We start from the raw sequence: 19,849 nt of genomic DNA, 5'->3' as shown, positions 1-19,849 counted from the left end.
CAACCGCCCTGTGGAGAACCTCAGTCTTGCACCATCGACACCGCGAGTGCCCCCGGCCCGGTGTGCACAGCCATGGCGTGGGAGATATCCACGACCGAGATGACCACACACTCCGGCAGCTGCTCACGAAGGTTCGCGCGCAGTTCTTCTGCGGCGTCCTCCGCCTCCCGGTGGTGGACGGCCAGATGCATCGGCACCCTCGGCAGATCCCGCAACGGGACCTGTTCCTCGGCCCGGCGACGCAACCGCAGCCGCTCGTGCTCTGACTTCTCAGTCTTCTCGGACTTTTCAGGCTTCTCCGATTTGTCCGTCTTTTCCGGCTTGTCACGGCCACCGAAACTGAAGATCCGCGGGCGGTCCGGAGTCTCGGTGGTGTCCTCGCCGCCCTCGCTGTCCTCATCGTCAGACATGTCAGACACATCACCGTCGGCACGATCCGCACCATCCGCTGTACCGGTATCCCCCTCATCTTCGGTGCCGTGCTCACCGTGCTCACTGTTCTTGCCGCGCTCCCCAGCAGCCTGCGCGTCCCCGTCCGCAGCAACGACGACGTCCGTCTCAGCCGCCGTGGCGACCTGCCCCTCACTCGGCTCCGCATCTTCCGCGGCCGTGTCAGCCTCCTCCGACGGCTCCGGCACCTCCTGCGACTCCGACTGCTCCGTCGACCCTGTCGGCAACAACGCCTCCGCGACATCACGGTATGCGTTCGTCGCGAGGGTCACCATCCGCTCCATCGCCTTCGACCGGGTCCTGGTCTTCGCGGCGAGTTCGAGCCGCCCGCCGGCCAGGTGCATGATCGGTTTGATCGCCAACGCCGTGGACAGCAGTCGCTGGCCGGCCGTCAGACGTCCGCCACGTGCCAACGTGTCCAGGCGGTTGACGAACAGCCAGAGCTGACCGGTGTCGATGGCGTGTTGGGCCGCACCACGGCACTCATCGAGCGAACCGCCGTCATCGGCACAGCGCGCCGCGGCGATGGCCGCCTGCCCGATGACCATGCCGCCGGACATGGTGTCGATGACCTCGACACGTCCGTCGAGAACCGCCGCCGCCTGAGACGCCGACGACCATGTCCCCGACAGTTCCTTGGAGATGTGCAGTGCCACGACGCCGTCGTCGCCACCACGTTCCAGCAGCCGCGCGTAGCAGGCGGTGAGCTCGAGGGCCCCCAGTCCGGCCGTCGTCTCGTCGTCGCCCTCACCTTCGGCGTGGAAGTCCAGGACGGTGATGCCGTACTCCGTGGCCAGGGCCGGAGGCAGGCATGCCGAGGAATCAGTGACCACCAGTACACTCATCGCCCGGTCACCTCACCTTCATCCGCGTTCACCACGGCAACCGGCATGGGTGCCGCGACTCCCACATTCCATCCTTCCAGGAACCAGCGGGGTTCGCGCCACAGTCCCGACCCGGCGGCGGAACCGGCACCGGCGACGTCACCTGTCGGGCGGGCGACAAGCTGGGACCACCGGGCGTTGCCCAGCCCGCCGAACATCGGGTAGTGCTCGGTCGGGATGCCCAGCAGCCGTGACGTCAGCGCCGCGATCGTGCCGCCGTGGGCGACCAGCATCACCGCTCCTGCGTCCCACGCTTCGGTGTCCATCAGTTCGTCGACGAGTTCCACCGCACGGTCGGACACCTCCACGCGGGTCTCCCCGTTCGGCGGCGCCCAGGTGGGGTTCAGCCGCCAGTGGGAGCGCTGGCCGGGGAACACCGCGTCCACGTCCTCGTGTGCCTTGCCCGACCAGTCCCCCAGGTCGGTCTCCCGCAGCCGGGAATCGGTGGTGTACCCCAGGTCCAGGGCCTCAGCGAGCAGGGCCGCGGTGTCCTGCGCACGCTGCAGGTCCGAACTGACGACCGTACCGATCGGCCAGGTCCCCAGCTCTGCGGCGGCGGCCTCCGCTTCAGCGCGTCCTGCCTCCGTGAGCGGTGTGTCGAGCTGCCCCTGCATGCGCCCGACCAGGTTGAATTCCGTCTGACCGTGCCGGATCAGGATCAACCGGCGTTCGGGCAGACGTCTCCCCGCAGACGGGCCGGACGAGCCGGGCTCTCCCGGGCGCACCGTCACCAGCTCCTAGAGCTCGTCCTCGTCGGGTGCCGGGCCCGCCAGCGGCAGGTCGGCTGCACTCTGTGCCGCGAAGGGGTCGTCGGCGTCGATGTCCTCGGCGCTCACGTCACTGGCCCAGAAACCACGGTCGGCCTGCTCGACACCCTCGACCTCCACGGTCGGGCAGTCACGGTACAGGCGGTCCAGGGCGTAGAACTCGCGCTCGTCACGGCGCTGGACGTGCACGACGATCGTGCCGTAGTCCAGCAGGACCCACCGGTTGTCACGGTGTCCCTCGCGCAGGCGTGCCTTCACCCCGACCTCGGCGAGCTTCTCCTCGACCTCGTCGACGATGGAGTTGACCATGCGCTCATTGTCGCCGGTGGCCAACACGAAACAGTCCGCCAGTGGCAGACGGGACGTCACGTCGAGGACGACGATGTCCTCGGCGAGACGCTCTGAGGCGGCGCGGGCGGCGATCCCCGCATGGTTGATGGCGTCGGAACTAGCGGTCACGTGGTGCCGGATCCTTCATGAAAGTAGAGGACAGATGTTTTCCGCCAGTGATTCTACAAGCCGGACGTCGAATTGCAGCATCAGGTGGGCGGTTCCGTCAGAACCATCCGTCGGGAAAGCGGTCGCTCTCCTCGTCGGGATTCCAGTCGACGTCCGGCTCGGCCGAGACGGACGGGTCACCGTCCTCCCCCGGCGTACCCTGCGCAGCACCGTCGCCGTAGGGGCCGGCGCTCTCCCCGGTGTCCGAGACCGCCCACGGCAACCCGCCGTGGCTGTCCTGGTTGCGCCGACGGTACAGGGCGGTCTTCCCGATGTACTGGACGACTCCGTCGGGCACGAGGTACCAGACCGACCGTCCGTCGGCCGCGCGTTCCCGGATGTCGGTCGACGAGATCGCCATCGCCGGGATGTTGACCAGGCTCAACCGATCCGAGTCGACCTGGCTGCGCAGTGCCTCACCGGCGTCGGCGAGATCGTAGCCGGGGCGGGTGACGCCGACACAGTGAGCGAGGTTGAACACGTCCTCCCAGTGGCGCCAGGTGACGATACGTTCCAGCGCATCCGCACCGGTGATGAAGTACAGTTCCGCGTCCGGATACCGGCGCTGGATGTCCTTGAGGGTGTCGACGGTGTAGGTGTCCCCCGGACGGTCGATGTCGACGCGCGACACCAGGAACTGGGGGTTCGCCGCCGTGGCGATGACCGTCATCAGGTAACGGTCCTCCGCCGCGGTGACGACCTTGTCCCGCTTCTGCCAGGGATGTCCGGTCGGTACGTAGATCACCACGTCCAGCCCGAACCGGTCGGCGACCTCACTGCCCGCCACGAGGTGCCCGTTGTGGATCGGGTCGAAGGTGCCGCCCATCACGCCGATACGCTCCGGGGGTTTGTCCGGGAATCGTGCGGCGCGCTGTTCCGGTCGGCGGTTCTGGGTCACGTCCGCCCATGCTACGGGTAAGTACCGCCCGAAAGGAACCACAGCCGACGTTTCCCCGCGATACGCTTTCCACTATGGCGATGAGAATGAACCCGTGGGTACCGAATCAGCACGGCGCGTGGCCGATGGTCGCGATACCGCCCCTTGTCGGGCTCTTCTGGTGCCTGAAGATCTGGGACGCGCTCTCCCCCGCGGACCGGGGCGACGGCGTGCACGGCACCGCCGGCATGGTGCTGACCTTCCTCGCCGTCACCGTGGCGTGGGTGGTCGGCTACCTGGCGTTCTTCGCCGGTGGAATCCTGATGCGCGCCCGTAACGCCACGATGCGTGGGCGCGCTGTCGCGCCGACGCTGCTCTACGGCGCCGTCGCCGGTCTCGCGGCGGTCCTGGCGCTGATCCTGCAACCGCACCTGCTGTGGTGGGTGTTCGTGTTCCTGCCGCTGATCGCGGTCGCGGTCTACGAGACATGGCGGGGGACGCCCCGGTCGCTGGCGTCCGGGGTCGCCACGACGGCCGCGTCCGTGTTCATCGTCCCGGTCGCCGCGACGATCGGCCTGGGGGCGAGTAATCCGGTCAGCGGCGGGGTGACGTGGGCGTCGAACCTGTTCACCCCGAAAGTCGTCGAGGCCCTGCCTACCGCGGTGTGGGTGAGCTTCCTGTGGCTGCTGCTCTACACCGTCGGGACGATCTTCTACGTCAAGACCATGATCCGGAAGAAGGGTGATCCTGGCTGGCTGGCCGCGTCCCAGATCTTCCACCTGGCGGCACTGATCGTCGTGGTGGCCACCGTCGGCGTGCGGTACGTGCACTGGGCGGCCTGGATCGTGGCGGTGGCCGTGTTCGCGGTGGCTCTGTGGCGGTCCCGCGCGGTACCTGCGTCAGCGGCGAAGGGCACACCGTGGCCACCGAAGAAGGTCGGAATCCGGGAGATGCCGCTGCACGCCGGTGTCGCTGTCGCCGCCGTCATGTCCGCCCTGTTCTACGACGGTCCGCTGATCCTATTCATCGGATAAGACGGGCGAAGGCATCGACCGCGGCACGCTCCGCAGGGCTCGCGGCCGTGGGATCAACCACCGCATCGCGGAAATAGGTCTCGTGTGCCCCGGCGCCTTCATCGTCCTGCACGGCGAGGGCGACGGACCGTGGGCCGGTGTCGCAGGCGAAGTCGTCGGTCAGGCAGTAGCTGTGGACGGGAACCCCGCTCATCGATCCCCCACCGATGAGCCCCGGGGCACGGTGGAAGGGGTTGCCGAAGTACACCGCACCGCGCAGCCGCCCCTCAGCGGCGAGGGTGTGCTGCACCGGTGTCAGGGCAGCAACCCCCTGCGAGTACCCGAGACCGACATAGTCCGGACGGCAGCCGGTGGACTGTTCATAGTCCTCGACCATGGCCAGGCCCCCGGGCAGGCCTTTCGCCATCGAGTCGACGAAGAGACCCACCCCGTTGATCAGTGTGGCCGGGTCCGGGTCCTCCCCCGCCTCTCCGACCGGGAAACGCGCGGGGTAGTGGTCTGCGTCGATGGCCAGCACCGTGCGGTCGTCGGGGTCGAAGAGGCCCGGGTACACGGTGGATGCGTAACTCAGGAACCGGTGGAGAGTCTCCCCCTCATAGCCGTTGGAATAGCCGTTGGCCGCGCTGGGGCCGTAGGTCTCGTTCTCTTCACTGCCCCGGGCAGCGAGCGCCACGACGGACGGACAGTCCCCTCCGGCATCCCCGTCACGTGCCACTCCTGCGGCAGCGGTGCCGACCGTGACTGCCGCGGCGACGACAGCGAACGTAGCGAAGCTGACAACTCCATGAATTTTCCTCACGGATACAACTCTACTTCGCGGGCTCCCCGTTCAGAACCAAGGGGTTGCGGTCGACGTCAGCGGCGTACACCACCGCCGCCCGAAGTGTTACCACTCAGCAGTGGTAATACTTCTAATGACCTGGTGTTTCCCAGCAGCAGCTTCCCGAAAAGTGGTAACACTTCCAGAACTCCGACCCTCACCCGGGCTGCGACAGTGCCCGGTAGCGTCAGGCAGCGTCAGGGACGGACCTGCCCCTCACCGTTGACGATCCACTTGGTGCTCGTCAGCTCCGGCAGTCCCATGGGGCCACGGGCATGCAGTTTCTGGGTCGAGATGCCGATCTCGGCGCCGAAACCGTACATTTCGCCGTCGGTCCAGGCGGTGGAGGTGTTGATCATCACCGCAGCGGCGTCGACATTCTGCTCGAAGAACTTGGTGGCCTTGTAGTCGGTGGCGCTGACCGCCTCGGTGTGGCCGGTGGAGTACCGGGTGATGTGGGCGACCGCAGCCTCGACACCGTCCACCACGGCAGCGGCGATGTCGAAGGAGCCGTACTCGTCCTCCCAGTCCTTCTGCTCGGCCTGGACCACGTCACCGACCCCGAGAGCGGACAGTTCGTCCACCTCACCGTGGATGGTGACCCCGGCGTCCTGCAACGATGTCAGGACGCGTTTCTTGTCCTCGTCGGACAGGGCGGCGTCGAGCAGGACGACCTCGGTGGCGTTGCACACCGAGCAACGCCGGGTCTTACCGTTGATGACCAGCTCAATCGCCTCGTCGACGTCGGCGGACCCGTCGACGTAGAAGTGGCAGTTGCCGGTGCCGGTCTCGATGGCCGGCACGGTGGCGCCGGTGACCACGGCGTTGATCAGGCCGGCGCCGCCACGCGGGATGACGATGTCGACCAGGCCACGGGCGGTGATCAGGTCCTGGACCGAGTCATGGGTCTCACAGGGAAGCAGCTGGACGGTTTCCCGGGGCAGGCCGTGTTCTTCACAGACATCCTGCAGGATCTCCACGAGCCGCGTATTCGAGTTCTGGGCCGACTTCGACCCACGCAGCAACGGGACGTTGCCGGACTTCACGGCGAGACCGAAAGCGTCCACCGTCACGTTCGGACGGGCCTCGTACACCATGCCCATCACACCCAGGGGGACGCGGACCTGGCGCATCTCCAGCCCGTTGGGACGACGGGAGCCGCGGACGACGTCACCGACCGGGTCGGCCAGGTCGGCGACCTGACGCAGGCCCCCGGCGATGCCTTCGACGCGGGCGGCGTCGAGGCTGAGCCGGTCGATGAGCGACTCGGACATGCCCCGCTCACGCCCGGCGGCGATGTCACGCTCATTGGCGTCGAGGATCGACTCCGTCTCGGCGACGAGCCGGTCTGCGGCGGCGGTGAGCAGGTCGTTCTTCTGGGTGGTGGTCAGCGCGGGGCGCTGTGAGACCTCGCGGGCCTTCTGCGCCTTGGCGAGGACCTCCTCACGCTCGGCGGCACGGACGGGGGTGAGGCCGGCGGTGTCGCCGGAGGTGGCGGGAGCGGCGGACGAGTTCTTGGCGGTGTTCACGTCGTTCATGACATTCCAGCGTACGTGAGGCAGACGCGAAAATCACCCAGATTGTTGAACAATCTGGGTGAGTGGGCGATATCAGCTGGTCGCGCCGTACACCCGGGACTGCCGGTTGGAGTACGTCGCCATGTAGTCGGCGTGGATCACCGGACGCTGCGCGAAGTCCGGGAGGTCCGCCGTGGACTTGCCGACCATCCCCTCCAACGTGGCCGAGTCGTAGTTGACCTCACCACGCCCGATCAGCTCCCCGTCCGGACCGACGATGTCGAGCACCTCGCCCGAGGTGAACGCCCCGTCCACCCGCACGAGCCCGACGGCGAGCAGGGAGTTGTGGCGTTCCATCGCCGCAGCGGCCCCCGCGTCCAGATGCAGGGTGCCCGCCGAATCCGCGGCGTAGAGGACCCAGAACTTCCAGGCGGACAGACGGTCCTCCCGCGGCCAGAAACAGGTGCCGACCATCGCCTGGTCCAAGGCGGCACCGATGTTCTCCGTGGAGGTCAGCAACACCGGGATACCCGCGCGGGAGGCCAGACGGGCCGCAGACACCTTCGCCGCCATACCTCCGGTACCCAGGCGCCCGCCGTCGCCGGCGACGACACCGCGCAGGTCCTTGCTGCTCTTCACCTCGGCAATGAACCGGGCGTCCGGCTCGGCCGGGTTGCGGTCGTAGAGACCGGCCACGTCTGACAACAGGACGAGCGCATCCGCGTACGTCAGGTGGGACACCAGGGAGGCCAACCGGTCGTTGTCACCGAAGCGCATCTCGGAGGTCGCCACCGTGTCGTTCTCGTTGACGATCGGCACGGCACGCAGCTGCCGCAGGCGGTCGATGGTGCGCTGGGCGTTCCGCGCGCGGTCACGCCGGGCAGCGTCCGACGCCGTCAACAGCACCTGGCCGATCGAGCGACCGTAGCGGGCGAAGCTGCGGGCCCACTCCTGGGCCAGCAGCACCTGCCCTGCCGCGGCGGCGGCCTGCTTGGTGGCCAGGTCCGTCGGTTTCTGCGCCAACCCCAACGGGCCCATGCCACAGGCCACAGCACCTGACGACACCACGATCACGTCGGTGTCACGGTCCATCCTGGCTTCGAGTGCGTCGGCGATGACATCGATCCGGTCGGGGCTGACCAGTCCCGTCTCATCCGTCAGACTGGACGAACCGATCTTGACCACGACGCGCTTGGCGTTCCGGATGGTCTGCCGCACGTCGGAGCGGTGGCCGTACGCCGGGGAATCCTCCGTGACCTCGGGATCCGGGAACTCCTTGGAGGTGGCGGGAATGACGGGGCCGGGCTGATGCACAGCGTCCGTCCCGAACTCCAGGGACGCCGGGTACTCGAATACCGTCGGCTCATCGGACATGTCGGAGGCATCAGTGGTGTCAGACATGCCCTTCATTATGTCCCAGTCGCACCGGTCCTCGCCACGAGACACCCGACTGGCCGGGTCAACCGGACACGAGGCGGAGAAGTATCCAGGATCGTCCGTCGCGAGCCACCCCCGTGCCACTCCCCCGAATGCGGGGGCCGGTCAGCCCTGCCAGCGCTCCCGATCGGCTTCTTCCCCGTCGCCGAAATCGTACTCGTCGATCAGACCACGCCGCGCCTGCGAGGCGCGCTTGCGCTCCTCAGAGGTCGAGCGACCGGTGCGGTCCAGACGGCGGTCGGTACCACGGCCGGACGGCAGCAGATCGACACCCGCGGCGGTCTGCGGCTCCCACTCGAAGGTGATCTCGCCGATGGTGACCTCGTCCCCGGCCACGGCTCCCGCCTTGTACAGCGCCTCCTCGACACCCGCCTTTGCCAGGCGGTCCGCCAGGTAGCCGACGGCCTCGTCGTTCTCGAAGTCCGTCTGGATGATCCACCGTTCCAGCTTCGAACCCGAGACAATGAAAGCCCCGTCGAACTCCGGGTCCTTGGAGACCTCGAAGTCGGCGAAACGGCCACGGCCTTTGCCACGCAGGTGCTTCGGTGTGACCACCTGCGGCGCAACCTCCTCGACCGGATGCTGCCGACGGTGGTCGCCGACGATCTCCATCAGCGCGTACCGCAGTGGGTCCAGGCCCTCATGGCTGGCGGTGGAGATCTCGAAGACCGGCCACCCGAACGCTTCCTCGAGTTCAGGACGCATCAGCTCTGCCATCTCCCGGGCGTCCGGGACGTCGATCTTGTTCAGCACGATCACCCGCGGACGGTCACTGAGATCCCCGAGCCCCGCGTCTGCGGAGAGCTCGGACTCGTAGTCGCTGAGTTCGGTCTCCAACGCCCGGATGTCGTCGACAGGGTTGCGGTCAGACTCCAGGGCGGCACAGTCCACCACGTGGACGAGCACGGCGGTGCGCTCGATGTGACGCAGGAAGTCCAGACCGAGCCCCTTGCCCTGGCTGGCACCGGGGATCAGCCCTGGGACGTCGGCGATGGTGAATACGTCGTGGGCGACATTGACCACACCGAGATTCGGCTGCAGCGTGGTGAACGGGTAATCCGCGATCTTCGGCTTCGCAGCGCTGAGCACGCTGACCAGGGAGGACTTACCGGCCGACGGGAAGCCCACGAGTCCCACGTCCGCCATGGACTTCAGTTCGAGCGTGATGTCCTTCGCCTCGCCGGGCTCGCCGAGCAATGCGAAGCCCGGGGCCTTGCGTGCCTTGGACACCAGTGATGCATTGCCCAGACCACCGTGCCCACCCGCGGCCGCGACGAAACGCTGCCCCTTGGTGGTCAGGTCGGCGAGGACCTCACCTTTGTCATCCAGGACGACGGTGCCGGCGGGAACCTGGACGACCAGATCCTTGCCCCGCGCGCCGTGGCGGTGGTCGCCGGCGCCTGCGGCACCACGTTCGGCCCTGATGTGCGGGTGGAAGTGGAAGTCGAGCAGTGTGTGCACCTGCGGGTCGACCTCCAGGACGACGTCGCCGCCGTGCCCGCCGTTGCCGCCGTCGGGTCCGCCGAGCGGCACGAATTTCTCACGGCGCACCGAGGCACAGCCGTTGCCGCCGTCGCCGGCCTGCAGGTGCAGGACGACTCGGTCCACGAAGCGTGACATGATTGGACGCCCTCCAGTTCAGGCGGTTAAAAGGGGGTGGTTCAAGAATCTCGACGATCCTATCACCTGGGACGGACGCCGGCCGCAGTGCTGCAGGTCAGCATGGTCGGCCGGGCACGAGAAGGCCCCGGGACGTCCGTGACATCCCGGGGCCGGCCTCAGAAGAACGCTGAGAGCGCCTGAGTACCCTGAGTACTACGCCTCGACGGTCTCGTTCTCGACGATGTTCACCAGTCGACGGTTACGGCGGGTGCTGAACTGCACGGCGCCGCCCTTGAGGGCGAACAGGGTGTCGTCGCCGCCGCGTCCGACGTTCTCACCGGGGTGGAACGAGGTACCGCGCTGACGGATCAGGATCTCGCCGGCCTTGACCTGCTGACCACCGAAACGCTTGACACCGAGACGCTTGGACTCGGAATCGCGACCGTTGCTGGAGCTGGAAGCACCCTTCTTGTGTGCCATGGTCTTTTCCCTCCTCGGAAAAGCTCGTACCGCTGCACAGGTGGCAGCGGTCGCTGGGTTTACTTGATGCCGGTGACCTTGAGGACGGTCAGCTGCTGGCGGTGGCCGTAACGACGCTTGTAACCGGTCTTGTTCCGGTAGTGCATGCCGTTGATCTTCTTACCCTTGGTCTGGTCGACGATCTCGGCTGCAACGGTCTTGTCGGCGAGCTTGTCACCGGAAGTGACGTCAGCGCCATCGACGAGGAGAACCGGGGTGAGAGCCACGGACGAACCCGGCTCTCCCTCGATCTTCTCGACCTTGACGAGGTCACCTTCGGCAACCTTGTACTGCTTTCCGCCGGTCTTGACGATCGCGTACATGGAAGGGCTACCCCTTTGTTTCTCTACTCGGCTCAGGCCACCCCTCCACCGTCTGCCCCGACGAAGTGCGGGGCGCGGCCTGAAAAGGCAATCTGACTGGACTTCATTGCTTATTTCACTGCGTTCGACGTGGACGAGCCTGCGCCGGACATGCGGCGCGACCGCGGTTTCAGACAGAAACCGACGGACACGATCGACCAACGGTCGAACAGCGACGATGCAAGGCTACCGCCCTACCCCGGGAAAACAAAATCTCCGCAGCTTCTCCCGGGGCGGGAACGACACGCCGGTGATTCACCGTGCGCTGCGCACGACCCGTCGCCGTCCGCGACGGTCGGACCGCACCCGCGGCACCGGAGCCGTCGCCGCCTGGGCGGAGCTGTCAGCCGGCTCCTCTGCCTGCTGCGTCGCGTCCTGCTGCCGTGAGCCCTGCTGCCGTGAGTCATGGCGACCGAGACTGTAATCCTCGGGCCGTGGCTCACGGTCCGACCGGGAATTCCCGCGGACCCGTCGCCGACGACGGGGCGAGCGCTCGAACTCAGCCTTCGCCGACTCGAAGTCGGCGGCAGGGGCCTCAGCAGCATGTTCCGCCTGCGGCACCTCCTGCGCCCGCTCCTCGACCTCCGGTCGCTCGGCTGCCGGGGTGACGCGGCGGACGACCCGGCGTCCACGACGATCCTTGCGCCTGGTGGTCTCGACGTCGGCCTCGGCGGGGCCGGCCTCAGCGCTGGCCTCTACCGTCTCTGCCGTCTCAGCTGGCTCCTGCTGGACGATGTCCCGCAGCAATGCCTCCGTCGCACCGTCGGAGTCCTCGGTGTCGGGGGTCTCGTCCGCGACGTAGTCAGCACCCGTCGGTTCATCCGGATCTTCCTCACCGGCACGGCTCAGCGCATGGGCGACGATGTCATGGACATCGTCCGAACGGTGTCCGGCATGCTCCTGTGCCGCAGCATGCACTGTCGTGGCCACCGTGGCGGTGGACTGCACGTCCTCCTGCGCCGGTGCGGGAGCATCCTCGATCGCACTGTCCTCGTAACGCTTACGGATCTCCTGCTCGTGTCGGGCCTGTTTGAGCCCCTCACGACCGCCGTGGTCACGACGCTCCTGGTGATCGTCGGCGTCGTCGTGCTGCACGGGATCCTCGTGGAGGATGATGCCACGTCCCTGGCACGCCTCACACTCGGTGGAATAGGTCTCCACCAGCCCGGCGCCGAGCCGTTTCCGAGTCATCTGCACCAGCCCGAGGCTCGTCACCTCCGAGACCTTGTGGCGGGTGCGGTCAGCGGCGAGGAACTCGGTGAGTCGTCGCAGCAGCAGGTCACGGTTCTCCTCGAGAACCATGTCCACGAAATCGACGACGATCATTCCGCCGATGTCGCGCAACCGCATCTGCCGGACGATCTCCTCGGCGGCCTCCAGGTTGTTCTTGGTGACCGTCTCCTCGAGGTTGCCGCCGGACCCCACGAAACTTCCCGTGTTCACGTCGATGACCGTCATCGCCTCGGTCTTGTCGATGATCAGGTAGCCACCGGAGGGCAGCCAGATCTTCCGGCTCAGCGCATTAGCAAGCTGGGCGTCGAGCTCGTAGGCGGCGAAGGCGTCGTCCCCGCCGTGTTCCTCCGGATTCCACTTGACCACACGGCTCTCGAGATCAGGTGCCATGCGGTGCACGTAGTCACGGACCCGCTGCCAGGACCTGCGGCCATCGACGACCAGTTCATTGAAGTCCTCGTTGAACATGTCCCGGACGACCTTCACCAGGAGGTTCGGCTCCTCGTACATGGTGACCGGCGTCGCGCCCTTCTTGGCCCGTTCCGTCTTCTCCTTCTCGATGATGTCGAGCCAGCGACGGTGGAGACGGTCGACATCCTCGGCGATCTTCTCCTCGCTGACACCCTCTGCGGCGGTACGGATGATCGTGCCTCCGTCCTCGGGGACGACACGCTGCAGGATCGACTTCAGCCGCTTACGCTCAGCTTCCGGCAGCTTCCGGGAGATGCCCTGGGTCCGGCCACCGGGGACGTAGACCAGGTAGCGGCCCGCGAAACTCACGCGGTTGGTCAACCGTGCGCCCTTGTGTCCCAGGGGTTCCTTGATGACCTGGACCAGAACCTGGTCGCCCTGTTTCAGCGCCGATTCGATCCGGCGGGAACGACCCCGCACATGCTCGGAGCGCCAGTCGACCTCGCTGGCGTACAGGACGGCATTACGACCGGTCCCGATGTCGACGAACGCGGCCTCCATGCTGGACAGCACATTCTGGACGCGTCCGAGGTAGATGTTCCCGATGGTGGACTGCTGGTCGTCGCTGGTGACGAAATGCTCGACGAGCAGACCGTCCTCGACGACCCCGACCTGGGTGGTCCACCCGTCGCCGTCCTGCCGCCGCGCGTCACGGACGACCATGGAACGGAAGATGTTCTCGCGTCGGGCGATGAACTCCGCACGGGTGACTGCCCGGTGCTTCTCGTTTCCCTGCTCCTGACGCCACCGGCGCTTGGACTCCAGCCGGGTGGACCCCTTGAGCTTCACCGGTTCATCGACGACGGGTGTCTGCTCTTCCGCAGCCTTGTCAGGCTCCTGGGACGTATCCGCCGTGTGTTCCGCTGCATGGGCAGATGTCGGTTCAGTGACGGCGGAGTTGCCGCCGCCGTTCTGGTCGCCCTGGTCGCCACGCCCACGGCCCCGGCCGCGGCTCCCGCGACGACGGCGCGAGGACGTCGTTGCGTCGCCGCTGGTCTCGTTGTTGTCGTCTGCAGGGGCTTCGCCCTGGTTGCTCCCGTTTGAGCGCGACTCGGCGGCCGCCTCCCGCTGACGTTCCCGGCGCAGTTCCTCCGCACCTGCCGCGGCACTCCGGGATCCCACGCGGCGGACAATGCGGCGTCGCACCACCGGACGGGGTGTCTCTGCCACCGGCTCCTTCGGTACCTGGTTCTTCGGTGCCGGCTCCTGCACCACGTTCTCCGCCGGGGTCTCCTGGGCGGCGGGACGGCTCACGCGCCGACGGCGGCGGCGACGCGACGCCGACCCCGCGCTCTTCTCCTGGGGCGTCTCTGCCGACTCAGCCGGTCCAGTCGGTTCAACGGTGTCCGTCGCCGGCGTGGCGGTGGCGGGCTGCCGTGTCGGCTCTGCCGCGGGCTCGATAGGCTCGACAGGAGACACGGGGGCCGATGCCTTGCGGGTGACCTTGCCGGAACGCCCTCCACGACGACGCGTCGGGGCCGACTGCTGCGCAGCCTCCGGGTCGCCGACGGTCTCGGGTTCATTGACTGCCTGGGGTTCAGCCACCGGCGCAGCCTCGGGTTCCGGCTCGGCAGGCCTCATCGTCGCCGTCCCGGTTGCCTTCTTCGTCGCGGTCTTCCTCGAGGCTCGCTTCTTCGCCGGGGCCTTCTTCGCCGGAGCCTTCGCCGGCTTCCCGGCCGCGATGATCTCGCCGAGCACACGCTCCACGTCCGCCCTCGTCACAGTCGACGCGGCACGCTTGTTCTCCACACCGTGCTCCCCCAGCACGGTGATCATCTGTGCACTGGGGATTCCCAACGCCTTTGCGAGCGCATGGACGCGGACCTTCTCCCCCAGCTCATCACTCTTCACTCCTGCCGCTGCCGCGGCAAGTTCCTGGCTGGTGTTCGCCATACTGTCTCCTCAACGGTGCCACGGGCAGGATACGGATGTGATCGTCCCTCTCACGGACGCCCTCGTCGGTACGGTGGCAGTTTCCCTGAAGGACAACGGGCGCTGTGATCGATCCGATCAGGTCGCAGCCACACAATGTCCGCCGTGTCCCGGCGTTACTCTCGCCGTGGCATATATATTCGATGTTGTCTGCACAAGTTGTGCCTTAAAAACTTTCGGACATTCGGAGCACACCGCGACGGATCGACGATGTCCAGGTTCCTGAAGGCGGGTGCTGCACGTGTCCCCCCTCATTGTTGCACACCGCCCTGACGACGCCGTCCCCGCCACACCCCGTGCGCGTTGGCGGCCGCCTCCGCCGGTTAACGTGTCTTATATGAGGTGTCTTATATGACCCAGGAATTCCGTGTCCTCCAACAGATCCACGCTTCCGTCACCCCGGCGTTGCCCGGGCGCATCCTGGCGGCCGTCCTGGTCTCCAGCTTCGTGGGAGCGTCCTCATCACCGGTGGCCGGCCCGTGGACACTCTTCATCGCCACCCCGGTGCTGCTGGTCGCCGCGGTGTACCTGGGGTTCTCGCTACGGGCACAGGGGATGCGGAAGAACGAGTACGCCCCGATGCGCGCCGATGACCGGACCGCCTCTGAACTCGGGGGCACCGTGGAGGAGCCACGCAGCCCGAACAAGAAGCTACGCACCCTGGCGTCATTCGCTGTCCCGGGCCTCTACGCCCTGATGTGGATCGGCCAGTTGATCAACTCCGCCACCGTGGGGTGGGTCTACGCCGCCGCAGTCACCGTCATCGTTCTGGTCTGTTTCTGGCGTGCCTTCGTGCTGGAGGGCGCGCACCCCGCCGACTACGTCCCCCTGTCGCAGGTCTTCACCACCGAACCTGACTGGACCCCGGCCGACGACACCGACGCCGTCGCATCCACCCTCTATGCCGCGCAGGCTGTCCCCGGGGGACGTCAGGTACGCCGCGACGTCCTCACCGACCTCGCCGCACCGCTGATACAGAACGGTTCGGTGGACGCCGCGCTGCGGTCACTGACCGCACGCCACCTGGCCGTCGTCCTGCGCGAGAGAAAGGACGCCACCACCGTCGTCGAGTGGATCACGTTGACCGGGGAAGGACGCGACGCGTTGGTGCACGGCTCGGTCAGCGCCACAGCCTGAGTCGTGGTCTGAGTCGTCCCCCCGGGTCACGACGACGAAAACTCCCCGCCCCGACCGTCGCGGGGTCGTGGCGGGGAGCTCGTGCGGGGATCAGAGGTTCGGGAACCAGATGCCGATCTCGCGCTCAGCGGACTCCGGCGAATCCGAGCCGTGGACGACATTCTCGCCGACCGAGGTCGCGAAGTCGCCACGGATCGAACCCGGGGTGGCCTTGGAGACCGGGTCGGTGCCGCCTGCGAGCTGACGCCATGCGTCGATCGCGCGCTCACCCTCGACGATGCCGGCGATCATCGGTGCAGAGGTGACGAAGTCGACCAGGTCACCGAAGAACGGCTTGTCGGAGTGCTCGGCGTAGTGCTTCTCGGCGGTTTCGCGGTCAGCGACACGCAGGTCCAGGGCGGAGAGGGTGAGGCCCTTACGCTCGATGCGGGCGATGATCTCGCCGACGAGGCCACGGGAGACACCGTCCGGCTTGATGAGGATGAGAGTGCGTTCAGTCATGCGTGTCAGCCTACAGAACGCGGTTGAACAGAAGTTAAAGAGGCAACCCCCGGCGCCGACGCCGGTCACGCACCACCTGGTTGGTCACCGTCACGACCACCAGGAACCCCGTCAACGGGTACACCGCCAGCAGACCGAGATGGAAGAAGACCACGGCGCCGACGATCGCCCCTGCGGACAGACACAGTGCCATGATCAGCGGATACACCCAGGCCGACACCCGTCCGCCGAAGAAGGAGTCCACGAATCGTTGCCCCGCCTTCACCAGTGTGCCGGTCACGTAGGTCAGCGCGATGCTGACCTCGCCGTCCCGTTCGAAGACCGAGTTCATCGCACCGATCCCGACGGACAACAGCATCACCGCCAGTACCTCGGCCCCTGACGCCAGTGACAGCGACGACGCGAGGAAGAGCAGGGAGACGGCGACAAGAACGGCCTCCCTGGCGCGGTACCGCCCCCACCGGCGGGTCACGACGCGATGGACCAGCGCACCGCACATCACCCCGACCATGAACAACACGATGCAGCGTCCCGCCAGCCACATCAGTTCACTGTCATCCTCCACGATGGACACCGCCATACGGGTGCTGTTCCCCGACATGAAGGACAGGAAGACACCACCGTAGAACATGAATCCGATGGAGTCGGCGTACCCGGCGACGGCGGCGAGACACATGGCGAGGGCCCGTTCCCCGCGGCGGTAGGTATTCATCGGGGAAATCGTACCCGCAGCGTCGACGTTTCCCTGATAGGTTTGACCCTGGAATGACATGACCACACTACGGTGCCACGGCGTGCACACGGGAGAAGGAGAGACATCATGGGTGAACTGACCGACAGGAACGGCGACTCCGTCACCGTCCGGTTGACGTCGAAAGGGAACGCCTATGCGATCTACCTCGCGGACGACACCCGCGCTGGCGCAGCATACTTCGTCGACCACGGGTCAGAGCGCATCTTCCACCACACGATCGTCGGGGACGACTTCGCCGGACGTGGCCTGGGCAGCATCCTGGTGCGCGAAGCACTGGCGGACACGAAGTCCCACGGCCTCACGGTCGTCCCGTCCTGCCAGTTCGTCGCCGCGTGGATCGAGCGCAACGGGTACGACGGCCCGGTCTCCTCCCCCACGCCGGAGACCGATGAGTACGTGCTCGAGCACGCCGGCGAATCCTGACCGCGACGGTCCGCCGGCCAGACCCCGTCAGTCGCGGTCTTCCTCGACGTAGTAGTGCTGCGCGGGCAGCAGGCCTCTGTCCATCCGGCTCTTCACGTTCGCGCGGAGATGGTAGGTGTACCACCACGCGAGGATGAACAGGATCGCCACGAAGAGCATCGTGGGGTGCACGAACACCCCGAGTACCGCGAAGACCTGCAAACCGATGTTCATCTTGTCCGCCCACGGACGAAACTGGAGGAACGACGCCACCACCATCGCCACGCCGAGCACGGCGACGTAGGTCATGTTGAACACGGTGGCGTGCGCCCCGTCGTCGACGACACCGACGACCGCGAGCACCAGCAGCACGGTGATCGCCTCCATGAGCATGATCCCGGCCATCATGCCCTTCAACCCCTTGAACGGGTCGACCTGCATCTCGTGCGCGGGCCCCAGAGGGGTGGTGTTGTCGCTCACGGCATCCTCGTTTCGCCGGTCATCGCACCGGTGGTCGTATGAATCTTCTTCTGCGACCACTTTGCCGCAGCCGGGGTCCAGGAGTCCAACGCGGCACTCAGCCTGGAGACCTCGGTGAGGTGGATGAGCCCGTCACGGTGCTCGGCGTTGAAGAAACCACGGGAGACCATCTGGTCGAGCATGCCGAGGAGCGGGGTCCAGTACCCCTCGACATCCATCAACGCCACCGGCTTGTGGTGGATGCCGAGCACCTGGGCGGTCCACACCTCGAAGAACTCCTCGAGTGTGCCGATACCGCCGGGCAGGGTGACCATGGCGTCCGCCGTCTCGGCCATCCTGTTCTTGCGTTCGTTCATGGTCTCGACGATCTCCAGGCTGGTCAGCCCGGTGTGGCCGGTCTCCCCGTCGTACAGGTGCCGGGTGATCACGCCGTGGACGTCCATTCCCTCGTCCAGAGCGGTGTCCGCGGCGACGCCCATCAGCCCGACGGAGCCGCCGCCGTAGACCAGTGAGTGGCCGCTCGCCGCCAGGTGCCGGACGACGGCGACGGTCATGTCCCGGTAGGCGGGGCTGTCCCCGTGAGCTGACCCGAGGTAGAGGGCGACGCGTTTCGGTGCGACCCGGGCCGCGGTTGCTGCCGTGGTCATGCCGGGTCCTTTCCGAACAGGGTCCTCGCCTCACCGGCGGTGACGACCGAACCGGTCACCAGGACACCTGCCCCGGAGACCTGGCTGTCACCGAAACCGCCGTCGTCTTCGGCGAGTTCCACGGCGAGTTCGACGGCACCGGGGAGATTCGGCGCGACGTGGACACGTTCCTCACCGAAGGCGTCCCGCGCGTACTCTGCGAGGTCCTCGACATCGACGGCACGGGGCGAGGTGTTCTGGGTGACCACGATTTCATCGAGCACGGGCTCCAGCGCGGCGAGGATGCCACGGGCGTCCTTGTCGCCGAGTACACCGACGACGCCGACCAGGCGACGGAAGGAGAAGTCCCGGTCGACGGCCTGGGCCAGCGCACGGGCACCGTGGGGATTGTGGGAGGCGTCGATGAACACGCTCGGGGTCGCCCGGACACGTTCCAGACGCCCTGGTGAGCTCACCTGCGCGAAACCGCGCCGGACGGTCTCTTCGTCGAGCATCCGACCGGCACCGGCACCGAAGAACGCTTCCACCGCAGCCAGAGCGGTGGCTGCGTTCCGCGCCTGGTGCTCCCCTGACAGCGGCAGGAAGATATCGCTGTAGACCCCGCCGAGGCCTTTCAGGGTGAGCGTCTGGCCACCGACGGCGACGGTGGATTCCACGACGGTGAACTCACTGCCTGCCCGGGCCACCGAGGCATCAGCCTCGACCGACTGGCGCAGGAGCACCTCGAGTGCCTCGGGTTCCTGCTCGGCGATGACGGCGACGTTGTCCGGAGGGGTGAGCAGGTCGTCGGCGTCCCAGCGCTGCTTGATGATCCCGGCCTTCTCGCCGGCGATCTCGGCGAGAGTGTCGCCGAGGTAGTCGGTGTGGTCGAGACCGACCGGGGTGACCACAGCGACATCGGCGTCGATGACGTTGGTGGCGTCCCAACGGCCCCCCATGCCGACCTCCACCACAGCGACGTCGACGGGTGCGTCGGCGAATGCGGTGTAGGCCATGGCCACGAGGATCTCGAACTTGCTCATCCGCGGCCCGCCGGCGGCCTCGGACTGGGCGTCGACCATGTCCACGAAGGGTTCGATCTCCCTCCAGGTACGGACGTAATCCGCCGGGTGCAGTGGGACGCCGTCGATCGCGATACGTTCGGTGGCCAGCTGCAGGTGAGGGCTGGTGGTGCGCCCGGTACGCCGGTGGAATGCGCGCAGAAGCGCCTCCACCATGCAGACGACCGACGTCTTCCCGTTGGTTCCGGCGACGTGGACGGCCTGGTAGTTCCGCTGCGGGTTGCCGAGCAGGTCCATGAGCCGGCGGATGCGGTCCAGCGTGGGGTCGATCTTGGTCTCGGGCCACCGCTCATTGAGTTCGGCTTCGACCTCCGCCAACGCCGCCAAGTCCTCGGCGGTGACCGGGCGGGCGAGCTTGGCTGCATCCTCGTCACTGTTCGCCGGCTCGGTGAGATCGATCGGCAGATCCAGCCCGGTGGCGTTGAGTGTCGCTTCGCCGAAGTCCTCGTTCTTGTCAGTCACAG

19 protein-coding genes are annotated in these 19,849 nt (G+C 67.0%); 3 read left to right on the top strand and 16 right to left on the bottom strand.

What is annotated here, in order from left to right:
• Positions 1 to 20: 20 nt before the first annotated feature.
• From FS507_RS05680 to nadD, 4 genes are all read right to left on the bottom strand, one after another.
• Positions 21 to 1,295: a DegV family protein gene (locus FS507_RS05680; RefSeq protein ID WP_145941815.1), complete on the bottom strand. Its 1,275-nt coding sequence runs from the start codon at positions 1,293 to 1,295 to the stop codon at positions 21 to 23.
• Positions 1,292 to 2,059 carry a histidine phosphatase family protein gene (locus FS507_RS05675; protein WP_313958071.1) on the bottom strand — a complete coding sequence of 256 codons (768 nt, stop codon included), beginning with the start codon at positions 2,057 to 2,059 and terminating at the stop codon, positions 1,292 to 1,294. Before FS507_RS05675 ends, FS507_RS05680 begins: the two co-directional genes overlap by 4 nt.
• Positions 2,060 to 2,071: 12 nt before the next feature.
• On the bottom strand, positions 2,072 to 2,560 hold the full coding sequence (gene rsfS / locus FS507_RS05670; RefSeq protein WP_038549521.1) for a ribosome silencing factor: 489 nt from the start codon (positions 2,558 to 2,560) through the stop codon (positions 2,072 to 2,074).
• A 97-nt stretch (positions 2,561 to 2,657) separates the two neighbouring features.
• Positions 2,658 to 3,425 (bottom strand): nicotinate-nucleotide adenylyltransferase, encoded by a 768-nt coding sequence (gene nadD, locus FS507_RS05665; protein ID WP_145941851.1) that lies wholly within the window; start codon positions 3,423 to 3,425, stop codon positions 2,658 to 2,660.
• Between the two features lie 146 nt (positions 3,426 to 3,571).
• Between nadD and FS507_RS05660 the strand changes: the two genes are divergently transcribed.
• Positions 3,572 to 4,510: a YwiC-like family protein gene (locus tag FS507_RS05660; RefSeq protein ID WP_260853177.1), complete on the top strand. Its 939-nt coding sequence runs from the start codon at positions 3,572 to 3,574 to the stop codon at positions 4,508 to 4,510.
• Here the strand turns inward: FS507_RS05660 and FS507_RS05655 are convergent.
• The 7 genes from FS507_RS05655 to FS507_RS05625 form a co-directional block, all read right to left on the bottom strand.
• The gene (locus FS507_RS05655; RefSeq protein WP_145941814.1) at positions 4,500 to 5,309 is read right to left on the bottom strand and encodes a cutinase family protein; all 810 of its coding nucleotides are present in this window, start codon (positions 5,307 to 5,309) and stop codon (positions 4,500 to 4,502) included. The genes FS507_RS05660 and FS507_RS05655 overlap by 11 nt on opposite strands.
• Positions 5,310 to 5,527: 218 nt before the next feature.
• Positions 5,528 to 6,868, bottom strand: coding sequence for a glutamate-5-semialdehyde dehydrogenase (locus FS507_RS05650; RefSeq protein WP_145941813.1), 1,341 nt, complete (start codon positions 6,866 to 6,868; stop codon positions 5,528 to 5,530).
• 72 nt (positions 6,869 to 6,940) lie between these two features.
• Positions 6,941 to 8,248 carry a glutamate 5-kinase gene (gene proB / locus FS507_RS05645; RefSeq protein ID WP_396164970.1) on the bottom strand — a complete coding sequence of 436 codons (1,308 nt, stop codon included), beginning with the start codon at positions 8,246 to 8,248 and terminating at the stop codon, positions 6,941 to 6,943.
• A 141-nt stretch (positions 8,249 to 8,389) separates the two neighbouring features.
• A complete protein-coding gene (gene obgE / locus FS507_RS05640; RefSeq protein ID WP_145941812.1) occupies positions 8,390 to 9,904 on the bottom strand; it encodes a GTPase ObgE in 1,515 nt (504 codons plus the stop codon).
• 195 nt (positions 9,905 to 10,099) lie between these two features.
• Entirely contained in the window at positions 10,100 to 10,366 is a 267-nt protein-coding gene (rpmA, locus tag FS507_RS05635) for a 50S ribosomal protein L27 (RefSeq protein WP_038549531.1), read from the bottom strand.
• A gap of 59 nt (positions 10,367 to 10,425) precedes the next feature.
• A complete protein-coding gene (gene rplU / locus FS507_RS05630) occupies positions 10,426 to 10,728 on the bottom strand; it encodes a 50S ribosomal protein L21 (RefSeq protein WP_075815824.1) in 303 nt (100 codons plus the stop codon).
• Positions 10,729 to 11,022: 294 nt separating this feature from the next.
• Positions 11,023 to 14,364, bottom strand: a complete 3,342-nt coding sequence (locus FS507_RS05625) for a translation initiation factor IF-2 N-terminal domain-containing protein (RefSeq protein WP_145941811.1) — start codon at positions 14,362 to 14,364, stop codon at positions 11,023 to 11,025.
• Between the two features lie 390 nt (positions 14,365 to 14,754).
• Here FS507_RS05625 and FS507_RS05620 point away from each other — a divergent pair, with 390 nt between their 5' ends.
• On the top strand, positions 14,755 to 15,540 hold the full coding sequence (locus tag FS507_RS05620; RefSeq protein WP_145941810.1) for a hypothetical protein: 786 nt from the start codon (positions 14,755 to 14,757) through the stop codon (positions 15,538 to 15,540).
• Positions 15,541 to 15,630: 90 nt separating this feature from the next.
• Here FS507_RS05620 and ndk read toward each other — a convergent pair whose 3' ends face one another.
• A complete protein-coding gene (gene ndk / locus FS507_RS05615) occupies positions 15,631 to 16,041 on the bottom strand; it encodes a nucleoside-diphosphate kinase (RefSeq protein WP_038549540.1) in 411 nt (136 codons plus the stop codon).
• Between the two features lie 34 nt (positions 16,042 to 16,075).
• Positions 16,076 to 16,753, bottom strand: coding sequence for a YoaK family protein (locus FS507_RS05610; protein ID WP_145941809.1), 678 nt, complete (start codon positions 16,751 to 16,753; stop codon positions 16,076 to 16,078).
• A gap of 108 nt (positions 16,754 to 16,861) precedes the next feature.
• Between FS507_RS05610 and FS507_RS05605 the strand changes: the two genes are divergently transcribed.
• Positions 16,862 to 17,218 (top strand): GNAT family N-acetyltransferase, encoded by a 357-nt coding sequence (locus FS507_RS05605; protein WP_145941808.1) that lies wholly within the window; start codon positions 16,862 to 16,864, stop codon positions 17,216 to 17,218.
• A 27-nt stretch (positions 17,219 to 17,245) separates the two neighbouring features.
• Here FS507_RS05605 and FS507_RS05600 read toward each other — a convergent pair whose 3' ends face one another.
• From FS507_RS05600 to folC, 3 genes are read right to left on the bottom strand one after another with little or no spacing between them, the layout of a single operon-like run.
• Positions 17,246 to 17,677, bottom strand: coding sequence for a DUF4233 domain-containing protein (locus FS507_RS05600; RefSeq protein ID WP_260853176.1), 432 nt, complete (start codon positions 17,675 to 17,677; stop codon positions 17,246 to 17,248).
• Positions 17,674 to 18,324: a TIGR00730 family Rossman fold protein gene (locus FS507_RS05595; RefSeq protein ID WP_145941807.1), complete on the bottom strand. Its 651-nt coding sequence runs from the start codon at positions 18,322 to 18,324 to the stop codon at positions 17,674 to 17,676. The genes FS507_RS05600 and FS507_RS05595 overlap by 4 nt, the downstream gene beginning before the upstream one ends.
• Positions 18,321 to 19,847 carry a bifunctional tetrahydrofolate synthase/dihydrofolate synthase gene (gene folC, locus FS507_RS05590; protein ID WP_145941806.1) on the bottom strand — a complete coding sequence of 509 codons (1,527 nt, stop codon included), beginning with the start codon at positions 19,845 to 19,847 and terminating at the stop codon, positions 18,321 to 18,323. The genes FS507_RS05595 and folC overlap by 4 nt, the downstream gene beginning before the upstream one ends.
• Between the last annotated feature and the right edge of the window lie 2 nt (positions 19,848 to 19,849).

The sequence above is a fragment of the Corynebacterium glyciniphilum AJ 3170 genome, from assembly GCF_007673095.1.
In the GTDB taxonomy this organism is placed as follows: Bacteria; Actinomycetota; Actinomycetes; order Mycobacteriales; family Mycobacteriaceae; genus Corynebacterium.
The sequence above is the reverse complement of the archived record's forward strand: the minus strand, read 5'-3'. Positions and strand labels throughout refer to the sequence as shown.